The organism is Streptomyces avermitilis MA-4680 = NBRC 14893 (assembly GCF_000009765.2).
Taxonomy (GTDB): Bacteria; Actinomycetota; Actinomycetes; order Streptomycetales; family Streptomycetaceae; genus Streptomyces; species Streptomyces avermitilis.
The window spans coordinates 1,075,477-1,087,662 of sequence record NC_003155.5; the positions used below are offsets into that span (position 1 = coordinate 1,075,477).

At 68.7% G+C, this 12,186-nt stretch carries 10 protein-coding genes and 2 pseudogenes; 6 read left to right on the top strand and 6 right to left on the bottom strand.

What is annotated here, in order from left to right; all coding sequences use genetic code 11:
* Positions 1-352: 352 nt before the first annotated feature.
* Positions 353-537 (bottom strand): annotated as a pseudogene (locus tag SAVERM_RS45835) (alpha-1,6-glucosidase domain-containing protein); the annotation flags it as partial.
* Positions 538-950: 413 nt separating this feature from the next.
* Here SAVERM_RS45835 and SAVERM_RS39745 point away from each other — a divergent pair.
* A pseudogene (locus SAVERM_RS39745) lies at positions 951-1,229 on the top strand (carbohydrate binding domain-containing protein); the annotation flags it as partial.
* Between the two features lie 159 nt (positions 1,230-1,388).
* On the opposite strand, the gene SAVERM_RS04965 reads toward SAVERM_RS39745, so the two are convergent.
* From SAVERM_RS04965 to SAVERM_RS04975, 3 genes are all read right to left on the bottom strand, one after another.
* Positions 1,389-2,003, bottom strand: a complete 615-nt coding sequence (locus tag SAVERM_RS04965; RefSeq protein ID WP_010982336.1) for a sigma-70 family RNA polymerase sigma factor — start codon at positions 2,001-2,003, stop codon at positions 1,389-1,391.
* Positions 2,004-2,177: 174 nt separating this feature from the next.
* Positions 2,178-2,864, bottom strand: a complete 687-nt coding sequence (locus tag SAVERM_RS04970; RefSeq protein ID WP_010982337.1) for a hypothetical protein — start codon at positions 2,862-2,864, stop codon at positions 2,178-2,180.
* Between the two features lie 328 nt (positions 2,865-3,192).
* The gene (locus tag SAVERM_RS04975; RefSeq protein WP_010982338.1) at positions 3,193-3,591 is read right to left on the bottom strand and encodes a VOC family protein; all 399 of its coding nucleotides are present in this window, start codon (positions 3,589-3,591) and stop codon (positions 3,193-3,195) included.
* A gap of 106 nt (positions 3,592-3,697) precedes the next feature.
* Here SAVERM_RS04975 and SAVERM_RS04980 point away from each other — a divergent pair, with 106 nt between their 5' ends.
* The 5 genes from SAVERM_RS04980 to SAVERM_RS42680 all read left to right on the top strand — a co-directional run bounded on the left by SAVERM_RS04980 (position 3,698) and on the right by SAVERM_RS42680 (position 9,414).
* The gene (locus SAVERM_RS04980; RefSeq protein ID WP_010982339.1) at positions 3,698-4,750 is read left to right on the top strand and encodes a helix-turn-helix transcriptional regulator; all 1,053 of its coding nucleotides are present in this window, start codon (positions 3,698-3,700) and stop codon (positions 4,748-4,750) included.
* Between the two features lie 69 nt (positions 4,751-4,819).
* Positions 4,820-5,482: a phosphotransferase gene (locus SAVERM_RS04985; RefSeq protein ID WP_037651584.1), complete on the top strand. Its 663-nt coding sequence runs from the start codon at positions 4,820-4,822 to the stop codon at positions 5,480-5,482.
* Positions 5,483-5,987: 505 nt separating this feature from the next.
* The gene (locus tag SAVERM_RS04990; protein ID WP_010982341.1) at positions 5,988-7,082 is read left to right on the top strand and encodes a hypothetical protein; all 1,095 of its coding nucleotides are present in this window, start codon (positions 5,988-5,990) and stop codon (positions 7,080-7,082) included.
* A 307-nt stretch (positions 7,083-7,389) separates the two neighbouring features.
* Positions 7,390-8,400, top strand: coding sequence for an aldo/keto reductase (locus SAVERM_RS04995; RefSeq protein ID WP_010982342.1), 1,011 nt, complete (start codon positions 7,390-7,392; stop codon positions 8,398-8,400).
* A gap of 834 nt (positions 8,401-9,234) precedes the next feature.
* A complete protein-coding gene (locus tag SAVERM_RS42680; RefSeq protein ID WP_037651588.1) occupies positions 9,235-9,414 on the top strand; it encodes a hypothetical protein in 180 nt (59 codons plus the stop codon).
* A 132-nt stretch (positions 9,415-9,546) separates the two neighbouring features.
* On the opposite strand, the gene SAVERM_RS05010 is transcribed toward SAVERM_RS42680, so the two are convergent.
* Both SAVERM_RS05010 and SAVERM_RS43040 read right to left on the bottom strand, forming a co-directional pair.
* A complete protein-coding gene (locus SAVERM_RS05010; protein ID WP_010982344.1) occupies positions 9,547-11,088 on the bottom strand; it encodes an alpha/beta hydrolase in 1,542 nt (513 codons plus the stop codon).
* 161 nt (positions 11,089-11,249) lie between these two features.
* Positions 11,250-11,804: a hypothetical protein gene (locus SAVERM_RS43040; protein WP_042492744.1), complete on the bottom strand. Its 555-nt coding sequence runs from the start codon at positions 11,802-11,804 to the stop codon at positions 11,250-11,252.
* Between the last annotated feature and the right edge of the window lie 382 nt (positions 11,805-12,186).

Here is a 12,186-nt window from a genome sequence, read left to right on the forward strand (position 1 = left end):
TTTTGCGACAACTTTCGCAAGAACCGGAGGACCGCGCATCCACGTCCCGGTGAGCGGGTGGTGTCCGAACCCCCAGCTGAGGGCGTCATGTTCAGGCGCTGGGTCTGAACGGCGCCTCGGCCGGGCGCAGGCGACGGGGAGAACTGTCCCCGTCCCCTGGTGACGCGGCAGGACTGAATCCTGTCACCGGCTCCAAGAACATCAACTGGTGAAGCCCGCGCGGATCGACCTGAAGCGATCGGCCACGCCTTCCCTTCGGCCGCCGTCCTACGACCGTCCCCGCGCCGGTCGCTCGGCACGGGGACGGTCGGCACGCGGACGGTCGGCACGCGGACGGTCGGCATAGGCGCGTTCAGCGCTTGAACACCGCCACCGTGCGGCCCGGCACCTCGAAGGTTCCCGCGCTCTTCGTGTAGGTGGCGGTCTTGACCACGCGGTCCGCGCCGGAGGCCTCGGGTGCAGTCGGTATCCGGCTCCGGCCAGTTCCGTCACCTGCTGCGACTGCCGGTTCGGAGTGGCGTTGAAGACGACGACCAGAGTTTGCCGCACGGAAGGGCACTACACCGGAGACCATCCTGCTGTGGTGGCTCCAGCGTCATCCGGCCGGCATCGCTCCGGTCGTCGGCACCACCCGACCGGAGCGCATCCGCGCCTGCCGGGACGCCGTACACCGCGCTGTCGATCTCACTCATGAGGAGTGGTACGACCTGTGGGTGGCCGCTCACGGTGCCCCACTGCCCTGAGCCCGGACACCGGGCAATGGGCAGCAGGCAGCGGGCAGCGGGCAGCGGGCAGCGGCGACGCATCCGCGTGCCCGCTCACCCCTTTCACGCGCCTGACATGTACAGGTAATCTCCATAAGCCTGCAAGATATTGCTGCAAATTTCAGACAGGCGATGCGTTGCAGGCGTGGGTGCATCACTTTCCCCACAGCGACCCTGGAGACGCGCATGAGACGCCATCGACCACTCGCCCGCCCCCGCGCGGCGGGAGCTCTGGCGGCAGGCCTCCTCGCCCTGTCGGCCACGACGACCCCCTCCCCCGCCTCGGCGGCCGCCGCCGAGCCTGCGGCCGCCGAGGCGAACACGGCGACCGTCTTCTACTACACGAAGACCAAGAACTGGCCCGCCACGTACCTGCATTACGCCCCGGACGGCGGCTCGTGGACGGCCGCGCCCGGCGCCCGGATGGAAGCCGCCTGCACGGACTGGGTGAAGGGAACAGGCCCGGACACACGCCCCGGTCAGCGCTGCTCGAAGTGGCCGGGGCGCGCGTCCCGGTGCGTCAGGCTGCCCAGTTGTGCATGCGGAGGGACTCGGGATCGGTTCGGCAGGCACGGGGTGTCGGTATCCTTCCTCCAGGCCCTGAGGGCACCGACACCCCTCCGCTCAGGCGGCCAGAGCAGCCGACGCGTCGGCCTCGGTCAGCAGACCGATGAGGGTCGCCCGGGCGCGGGCGACCCGGGAGCGGACCGTCCCGATGGGACAGCCGCTGACCTCGGCCGCCTCCGCGTAGGGAAGCCCCATCAGCTGGGTGAGGACGAATGCCTCGCGGCGTTCGTCGGGCAGCACGGCCAGCAGATCGAGGAGCGCGATGCCGTCGTCGAGGCCAGGCAGGTCGCACGGCTGGGCCAGCTCCACCGCCAACTGCCAATCGGGGATATCGCTCAGCCGCGGCCGGGCAGCGGCATGCCGAAAACTGTCGACCACGGCACGGCGCGCGATGGACATCAGCCACGCACGGGCCGAGGAACGTCCCTCGAACCGGTGCAGGCTGCCGAGCGCCCGCAGGAATGTGTCCTGGGCCAGGTCGTCGGCGGCCTGCGGGTCCGCACTGAGATGGGCGACGTAGCGCACGACATCGCGGTGCAGGGCGCGTACGAAACGCTCGACCGCCTCCGGGTCACCGCCGCGGGCGGCCAGCGCCCATGCGGTGATGGACTCGTCAGCCGACGCCGGTCGGTCGTATGCGGCGCGCGAGGTGGGCAGGGCAGAAGTGATCACCAGGTGTCCTTCTCGGGTCATCCGTGATCCGGACCGGCACGAGGGCGCGGTGGTCCGGGGTGGGGGACGGCCGTACGGGAGGTACGGCCGCACGAGTGGGGTACGGCCGTACGGGAGGTACGACCGATGCCCGAAGCACCCACAGAACGGAGGTGCCTCGGGGAACCGGCTGTCTCAGATGACAGCGGTCCCCACGGGCGGGCCCCGAGAAGTGATCGCGTGCACGAGAAGGAGTCGCCGCGGCGTCCGGTCCGAGGAGCCTCGGCGTACGCGGATACGCGGACGGTGCGCCGGCGTCGGCAGGGCGAGCAGCAGCCGCAGCGGTGCCGCCAGGCGGCCGGCCAGGGCTCGCAGGATGCGGAAGGCGGCACGCTCGCCGTACGCCAGCCACAGCCCGCACAGCAGCGCGGCCGCCGAGTGAGCGGCGAGCATGCCGAACGAGGAGCCGCCGCCCATGTCGTGGCCCAGGTGAGCCAAGTGGCCCGCGCCCATGTTCCCCATGTCCATGGAGTCCATGTGCACGGAGTCCATGTGCACGGAACTCATGTCGGACCCCATGGAGCCCTTCGGCATGCTGTCCGCGCCAACCGAGCCCGCAGAGTGGGCAGCTGACTGAGCGACAGAGAACGCCGAGTGGAGCGCCCCCTGGGCGACAACCACCACGGACACGATCAGCGCAAGCCCCCGCTCACGACCGGCCAGGCACCAGCCCGTGCCACCCGTCACCAGGGCCGCGACCGTCATCGCCCACCAGGGCACTGCGGTACCGGACATCATCACGTGCCCCAGGGCGGCGAGCAGCACACAGACGGCCGCGAACAACGCGGCCCGTACCGTGCGACAACACCACCCAGCAGTCATGACGGCCTCATCTTTGCATCCGAGGTTCGGTCGTCACGGGTGGGTACGGAAATCAGCCGGGTGTCCCGTCAATCGCGGACCCGTGATCAAGAACACGGACATGTGCGGGAACCCGTCAGCTCTCCGCTCCTGCCCCGCGTGTCCGGTACTCGCTCCGGGTTCGCGCGGCAGGTCGGTGGCCAGGGCCAGGCGCCATTCCCGCGGGTAGGCCATCGGCGGCTGTCCGGCCCGAGCGGTGAAGCGCCGGGCCGGGTTCGCCCGGGACGCGCCCGTCTTCGTACGGTCACCGGATCGCTCCCGATACGGGCTTCACGTTCGACGGGATCCCTCAGCGGTCCTGCCTCCGCACGGCGTCGGGGGTGACGGGCGTGAAGAAGTTGATCAGATTCCCGTCCGGGTCCCGGAAGAGGAGGGATCGGTTGCCCCACGGCATGGTCGTCGGCGTCTGGACGAACTCGCAGCCGAGGGGCGTCAGACGCTGGTATTCCGCGTCGACGTCGGCGACGCGGAATTCGGTGATCAGCGAGCGATTGGATGCCGGGCGGGCGGAACCAGAGCCGAACAGCGCCACGGTGCGGCTGCTCGCGACCGCCAGCGTGCACGACGGCGTCACGATTTCGGCGAAGTCGGGGGTCGACCACGTCGCCGAAACGGCGGTGACCTGTTCGTAGAACTCGACAAGACGAGCGACGTCGTCGGTGATCACGCGGATCGAAACGAAGTTCATGAGTGGCTTCCTGCCTGGGGTGGTTCGGTTCCGAATGGAGGGACTCCGCGTACGCTAGGGGCAATACCGGACAGTTTCCGCCCGGTATCCGAGGCAGACTTCGTGGGTGACTACATCGACCGCCCGAGTGCTGGCCCTGCTGGAGATCCTTCAGGAAGGCGGCATCCGCACCGTCCCTGACCTGGCCGCCCGCCTGAACGTCGACGAACGCACTGTCCGCCGTTACGTCGGACACCTGCTGGATCTCGGTGTGCCCGTCGACTCGGTACGTGGCCGTTACGGCGGCTACCGGCTCGCTCCTGGCTATCGGATGCCGCCGCTGATGCTGACCGACGAAGAGGCCCTGGCCATTCTGCTCGGCCTCCTGGCCGGGCAAAGGGCCGGTCTGGTCACCACGTCGGCCGCGGCGAGCGAGAGTGCCGCGGCGAAACTGCGGCGGGTACTGCCCAAAGCCCTCGGGCGGCGGCTGGAGTCGCTGCTGGAGACGGCCGACTTCACGGCGCGTCCCCGTTCCGGCACCGCACCGGAAGCAGGTGTCCTGCTCGACCTCGCCGAGGCCGCACGTCATCGGCGGCCGGTGGCGATCAGCTACACCGACCGAAAGGGCCGCGGCAGCGACCGCACCGTCCTGCCCTACGGTCTCGTGGCGCATTCCGGACGGTGGTACCTGACCGGCGCCGACCCGGCCGGCGGCGAGGTACGCACCTTCCGCCTGGACCGGATCGCTGCCATGACCGTGCAGTCCGGTTCGTTCGTCGTCCCGGCGGGATTCGACCCGGCGGCCACAGTGCTGGAAAGCCTCGCGCACACGCCGTGGACCCACGAGGTGTCTTTGCGCATTCAGGACAGCGTCCAGCACATCCGCAGCCGTCTCCCGGCGGACATCGCGACCCTGTCCGTGATCCCGGCCACGGCCACACCCGACGACGCCAACCTGGCCGATACCGGCGATACCTCGTCCGACGGCCCAAGTGCCCTCGCGGCAGCCGACGAACGCGTCGGATGGGTCCACGTCGGGATCCGGGCCGAACGGCTGGACTGGATTCCCCCCGTACTCGCCGCCCTCGACCGCCCATTCGTCATCGAACGCCCCGCCGCCCTGCGCGATCTCGTGCGCGCGCTCGCCCGCCGCCTGGATGAGCACGCCACTGCCGGCTAGCGCCGTAGCAGGCAACGTTCGCTCTATTGCTCTTGGCAGGCGATGGGTTGTCAAGACAGACTGCCCGGCATGGAGTTGATCGCACGGGGGCGGGAAGCCGATGTGTTTGCCCTGGACGAGTCCAGGGTGCTGCGACGGTATCGGTACGAGGGGCGGCCAACCGATCTGGAATCACGCTTGATGGCTCACCTGACTGCGTGTGGGTATCCGGTGCCGAAGGTGTACGAGGTCAGTGACAGCGACCTGGTGCTTGAGCGGCTGACCGGACCGACGATGCTGGAGGCCCTGGCACAGCGCCCGTGGCGGGTGCGTGGGCTCGGTCGAATGCTGGGCGACCTCCACGATCGACTCCATGGGCTGCCGGCACCGGCATGGCTGCCCAAGCGGTTCGGCACTGGAGGAGATGACCGGGTGCTGCACCTGGACTTGCATCCAGGCAACGTCATTCTGACCGGGCGCGGCCCCGTGGTGATCGACTGGAGCAATGCGGGCGCTGGTGATCCCGCTGCCGATGTGGCGATGACCATGGTGACCGTCGGCAGCGCCGACGTCCCCGGGCTCGCCGCACGTCTGGGGCGGGGGCTACTTCTGCGAGCTATCCAGGACGGCTGCGCAACTGATCCCACCCCGCGGGTCCAGGAGGCGGTCAACGCCAAGCTGGCCGACCCGAATCTCACAACCACAGAGGCAGCGTGGTTGCGAAACCGTGCTGCTGTCTCTGCCGGTCCCTGAAACCGGCGCGGGCACCAGCACTGGACGAGGTCGCCGTGTCCGGCGCTGACGCGGTGACTTGCCCACGGAGGGCCTGACGCGGGCGGGTGCATCGGCCGGGCTGCTGGTCCAGGGGCAGGCCGTTGCGGTCGCCGAGGAGGTGGATTTTCGACTCGAGTGCTCGGAAGTAGGCGACGCTCCCTGCTTTGATGCGCTCCAGGTCAGCCACAGCCCATCGTGCCGGCGAACGAGCACGGTTGCGCCGTTCCGACATCCACGAGTGAGGCCAACGGCGCCGAACGCCAGAGCTCCTGCACAGTCGGGCATGACCAGCGTGGCCGGATGGTTTCCCGGCGGTGCCGAGAAGAGATCGAACTCCTGAGGCGGTGCTCAGCTCGGTGCAACGGTAGGGAGCCACCGGAGATCCACCGGGGCGGTCATGGGCTCAAGTCGAGCTGTGTGATGATGCATAAAAAATGGCCGGCCCTGGGGAGGGCCCGCGTGCGCGAGAAGGGCGGGGCCCGTCGTGGGCAAGGGTGGGGAGTCCATACCGGACGAAGAGTGGGAGCGCTTCCTTCGCGAAGCCGAAGCGGGGACCGAGGGCGCGCCCGAGGAGCCGTCGGCGCGAGCCCGCATGGCGGCGCGGCGCCGGGAGGAGACCGACCGACCGGAGCCGAGGCGGAGTCATCAACCGGCCCGGCGGCAAAGAGGCAAGGGCTGGTACGCGATCGGTCTGCTGGCTGCGGTCGCCCTGCTGGTCGTGGCTCTGGATCCAGGGCGGGTGACTGGATGGTTCGGCGGCGGGGGTGGCGAGAGTTCGCCGCTCGCCGTGGAATCGGAACGCCCGGATCAACCGCCACCGACGGAAGCAGCAGCCCAACAAGCGACCTTGGAGGAGCCGTTCAAGGGGTCGCCCGCGGCGCAGTGGGGTGACGGGACGGATGGGATCGGTCTGCCCAAGCCACAGGCGACCGGCTGGATGAGCAAGGCACAGGTCGCACAAGCACTCGAGAGGACCCGGGACTTCCTCAACGCGTCCAGTCTGGATCCTGGCGTGCTGCGCGGGGACAAGCCGAAGAAGGCGATCGCGTTGATCAATCCTCATCAGCAGGATGTCCAGGACTACCTGGCGACCGCGTTCCGTTCGCCAAGCCGTGAGAACGATCCTCGGCTGCTGTTCAGTCGGTTCGAGAAGGCGAAAGTGCGGCTTGTCGGGGATGTGGTCAAGACACGAGGGCGGATCACCTACCGAGAAGGCAAGCGCGGTGCGGTCGAGGTGACCACCGACGTCACGTACGTATATCCGGTCGTACGCGCTGCAGCGGGAAGCGACGAAGTCGCGCGCACGATCGTGCGCCGTGAGGTCGTGATGAGTTGGGACGACCCGGCGAAGGTCGTCATCGAGCCGGGTACGTTCTCCCTCGTCTCCTACAAGGTGGACACCACCAACGGCGGCTGCGATACCCTCACCGGCTACCTCACCCCCAAGTTCGATGCGGAGCGCGCGACTTCGAGCCCAGGAGACGGCCCCGAGGTCGACCCCTACAACCGGAGCAAGTCGATGGAGACGCGCATGCGAGAGGCCGGCGATGCGGGGTGCGGAACGGCCACCCGATCATGAACGGCAGTTGTAGGGGCGCCGTCGCGAGCGCCGTGATACCGCCGCCCGGGCCAGCGGAATCTCTTAGTGATCGAGCGATGATCGGTCGTGGCGACGGACCCGCGAGGGCGCTTTGCCGTCGGGGGGCTGAGTAGTGCCCCACGCGCTCGGCCGAGAATTGACAGTTCGTTACTCGCTACCACTCGGTTCTCTGGTATGTCTGGCCGAAACGGTCGAAACCTGACAGGGCACACATGCCACACGCTTCCGAATTCCGGACCAAGACATATTTGCGTTGGAGCGCAGTCCAACTCCTAGGTTCGGAAGCATGCGATACATCAAACTCGGAACGACCGGACTGGAAGTCTCCGCCATCACCCTCGGCTGCATGAGCTTCGGCGAGCCGGACCGGGGCGGCGAGCCCTGGTCGCTGGGCGCGGACGCCAGTCGGGACATCATCAAGCAGGCCCTCGAGGGCGGCGTCAACTTCCTCGACACGGCCAATGGGTACAGCGCCGGAAGCAGCGAGGAGATCGTCGGCCAGGCGGTCAAGGACTTCACCCGGCGCGAGGAGGTCGTTCTCTCCACCAAGGTCTGGATGCGGATGCGCCCCGGCCCGAACGGCGCCGGGCTGTCCCGCAAGGCGATCTTCGCCGAGCTCGACGCCTCCCTGAAGCGACTGGGGACCGACTACATCGACCTGTACCAGATCCACCGCTGGGACTACGACACCCCGATCGAGGAAACCCTCGAGGCGCTGCACGACGCGGTCAAGTCCGGGAAGGTCCGCTACATCGGAGCCTCTTCCATGTACGCCTGGCAGTTCGCCAAGGCCCTGTACCTGGCGGACCTGAACGGCTGGACCCGGTTCGCGTCGATGCAGGACCACTACAACCTCATCCACCGAGAAGCAGAGCGGGAGATGATCCCGCTCTGCGCCGACCAGGGCATCGGCGTGATCCCGTGGAGCCCGCTGGCGCGGGGCAGGCTGACGCGGGCCCGGGACACCGCCACGGCGCGTGCCGAGACCGACGCGGGCGGCAAGATCCTCTACCGCGACGAGGACCAGGCAGTGGCCGAGCGCGTCCACGAGATCGCGGGCAAGCGGGGTCTGTCCCCGGCCCAGGTCGCCCTGGCCTGGGTCATGCGCAACCCGGCGGTGACCTCGCCCATCGTCGGGGTCACCAAGCCGGCCCAGCTGGCCGACGCGGTCGCCGCGGTGGACGTCGAACTCGACGAAGACGAGGCCGCCTACTTGGAGGAGCCCTACCAGCCGCACGAGGCCGCCTACCTGGAGGAGTCCTTCTACAAGCGGCAGCCTGTGGCGGGCTCCCGGTAGTCCGGGCTACCGCCGGGCCTTCGACGAGTCCTTGGCCCCGGCCTTCACAGCCCTGTGGTCGGCCCGGCGGTGCTTGCGGGCGGTCGCGCGCAACTGCATGATCCGCGCGCTGCCCGCCAGCGTGGTGAGCAGGATGCCCCCACCGCGGCCAGCAGCAGGGCCACGCGCAGCGGGACGTGCCCGTGGGCATCGAAGTAGCTGACGTCCACCGACTGCTCCTGAGTTTGGTCAATTGGTTAACTTGATGGCCCTCTTGCCGTACTGATCCGTGTCGCGATCTGGCTGAAGCTGGGCATGCCGAGATCGATCACTTGGTGTTGACGGACCTGCTCTGCGTCAAGCTGGGTGATCTTCTCCTCTGCGCTGGCCAGGCTGACTTGCAGTCCCTCGATCTCACCGAGCCATCCCTCCTGTTCGGCTTCGGTGATTCGGGCGGCTCTAGGCGCTCGGAGTGCTGGCGCGCGGTGTTGAGGTCGGCCGCCCAGATCGCGTCACCCGCGGCATGCTGAATTTCCTGGGCGAGTTCACGCAGACCCTCGTTATGGACCCGAGCTGCCAAGAGTTGAAGTTGGAGCAGAGCCTCCGACCAGCCTTCAGCCGTTGGTGTCTCCCACTCGCGGGTAGGCCACGAGCCTGATTCGTGGAACTCGATGAGCATCCGGTCAAGTTCTTCGTAGACGGCCTTGAACAGGTTCGAGCAAGACGGACGTAATGAAGGAGCCGAGTAGGACCCCCACGAAGCCGAAGATCGCAGAAGCCGTTTCAGCAGTCTCCCTTTGCTGTTGAGTCCTTCGCGCCTCTGGATGGGGTGGGAATGCCGAGGTCGACGACGGCGTGACTGCCGCGGCGGCGGTCGAGCTGGGCAAGTTTCTCCTCTGCTCCGGTGAGGCTGACCTGGAGTCCCTCGACTTCGCCCAGCCAGCCTTCGCGCTCGGCTTCGTCGATGCGCGCGATGAGGTTGTCGCGGATGTCGACGAGCCCTGTCCGTTGGGCCGGATCCGGTCGGAGGAGTGAGCATCTGACACAAGCGTGCTCATGAACACAAGGGGATCCGAAGGCGCGAGCGCAGGTGCCGATGGACACCTTCCGCTTCTCGAAGTGGGCGAGGAAAGCGTCCCACTCCTCCTCGGTCGGGGTTCGGTAGCCTCAGGACATGCTGCCCCGGCACACCGTCCCCGGGGCCGGGGTGCGGCCCGTGCGGAGGTAGTGGTCGACCGTCTCCTTGACGCAGCGGTTCTGCGGGTAGGTGCCGTGGCCCTCCTCCTCGGCCGTCAGGAGGACGCCGACGCCGTCGCCCAGGGCGCGGGCCATGTGGCGGGCGCCGGGGTAGGGGGTGATCGGGTCGCCGGTGCCGCCGACCACCAGGACGGGGGCCGCGCCGTCGGCGTTCACCTGGAGCGTGGTGCGCTCGCCGTCGAACGGCCAGTCGTAACAGAGGTAGACGCCGGTGGACCAGGCAGCGCCGAAGACGGGTGAGGCGGCTGTGACGCGGGCCTTGTCCCGGTCGAGACGTTCGAAGTCCGGGCGCAGGCTGGAGTCCGCGCAGGTGATCGCGGTCCGGGCGGCGTGGCTGTCGTCGCGTGGGGTCGCCGCTCGGTCGGCGGAGCCGATGTCGTCCGCGCTCTTGCTCAGCGGACGGCCGTCGCTGTGGTCGATCAGCGCGGTCAGAGCCTTGGCGAGCGGCGCCCAGCCGTCCGTGCCGAGGCGGAGATGCTCGCTGACTGCGTGCGCGAGGTCGTCGGCGTCGAGGTTCCTTCCGCCGCCGGCCGGGGCGGGCTTCTTCTTCAGACGGTCGGCCAGGCGCGCCATGCGTCGAGCGGCCTCCTCGGGCCCGTCGCCGGTCGGGCAGTGGCGGATACGGGCAGCGCAGTGCGCGGCGAACCGGTCGAACGCCGCCTGGACCGCCTTGACCTGCGACACCTGCTCCTCGTCGAGGTCCTCGGTCGGATCGACGGATGCTTCGAGGACGAGCCGTCCGACGTGCGACGGGTACAGGTGGGCGTAGACCGCGCCGAGCGCCGTTCCGTACGAGACGCCGAAGTAGTGCAGCCGCTCGTCGCCGAGGAGGTAGCGCATCAGGTCGAGGTCGCGCGCGGTGTGCGAGGTGCCGATGTACGGGAGGAGCGCCCCGGAGTGCTCGGCGCAGGCGTCGGCCCCGTCGTCCGCGGTCTTCCCGCAGCGCACGGGGATGGTCGCGCCGACGCCGCGCGGGTCGAAGGAGACCAGGTCGTAGCGGTCGAGGAGCGGCTCGTACTGGTTGAGGAACTCGGGCAGTCCGCTCACGCCGGACACGCCGGGGCCGCCGAAGTTGAGGACGAGCGAGCCGATGCGCCGGGCGTTCGGGCCGGTGGCCTTGCGGCGGATCAGGGCGACGTCGATCGTCCTGCCGTCCGGTTTCCGGTAGTCGAGGGGGGCCTTCATGGTGGCGCAGTCGTAGCCCGTGCGCGCGGTGGGCGGCGAGGTGCAGCGGGACCAGCGGAGGTGCTGGCCGGTGGTGAGCGCGGTGGGCAGACCGGCGGGCGGGTTGCTCGCGGTGAACTCCGTACGCGGCTCCGCATCTCGGCCGCGAGCGTCGTGCTGGAGCCAGGCGCTGACGGCCCCGATCGCGACGAGGACGACCACGGCGATGATGCGCGCGCCGACCGAGAGGCCCGGTTCGCGGCTTCGTATCGGATGTGCGTCACTCATCGAAATCCCCGCGCTCCCGCCCCTGGACGCCCGCCCCGTGCCCGCATGCCCGGACCCGTGATCGTCCGATCGTCGAATGAGTGCAGGGTACAAGCCGCCTCCGACAGCACGGCTCGCGAGAGTGCCCATGGCGGACCCGCTCGTACGGGGGCGCGGACCGCTTACGGGGCAGCGGGCGCAGCACGGCCTGGTCCTCGGTGTCGCGCGGGTGACTGGATGGCGTACACATCTCCGATACGGTCGTCGCCGCGCCGACGCTGTCGCCATTCTTCGTGAGCCCGGAACACCATGACGGACACCTGTGAAGCAGGCTGCCAGTGCCGTGTGAAGGTCGGAGCATTCACGTCCGGGGCGTCTTCCAGGGGTGCACCGTGCTTCCCCAGCAGCCGCTCCAGTTTGTCGAACCGGAGGTGGCGGTCGAAGCGCCCGTACCGGTCGCGAATTGCCCTGTTGACGATGCTGCCGCCCGAGTACGACAGCCGGTGCACCTGCAAGGTGAAGTGGTGCCCCTCCCAAGGATGGTCCGGTGTTTCCCGAATCCAGAAGAACTCAGCCATTCCGTAGTCGCGCCACATGCTGTGGTCGTCAAGGGAGTTCTCGGCGAAATCGGAACCCAGCATCGCGGTCACCCGGTCGGGACTGTCCGTCGGATGGGCACCGAGCACCGTTCCGGAGGCGACCACGTCCATGTAGAACGCAAGGGAATGCGGAGTCAACTGGCCTTCCTTGACGGGGCGCCGGGTATCAGAAGCGACGGCCTCAGCATATGCGACCGGGGACGCCACGAAGATCCGCCGGACAGGCCCTGGTCGACAGGAGCGCTTCGCTCACCCTGCCCTCACAGTCCCCCCTCGGCATCTCGCGCACCATGCCTCATCGCGCCACCGGCAGCACATTGCGTCGTACCACTCCTGCCACACCCGCCCGTCTCAGTTTCCGTCTCATCCAGCTCCGTTCACGGTCGTCCAGGCGAGACACAGTCACACCGCACCGCACCGCACCCTGAACCGGCGGCACGTGCTCGCCACCCGTCCCGCCGCTGCTCTGATGTCACAGACGGCGGGGCTGTCTCGTCTCAGGTCTCGGAGACGAACTTCG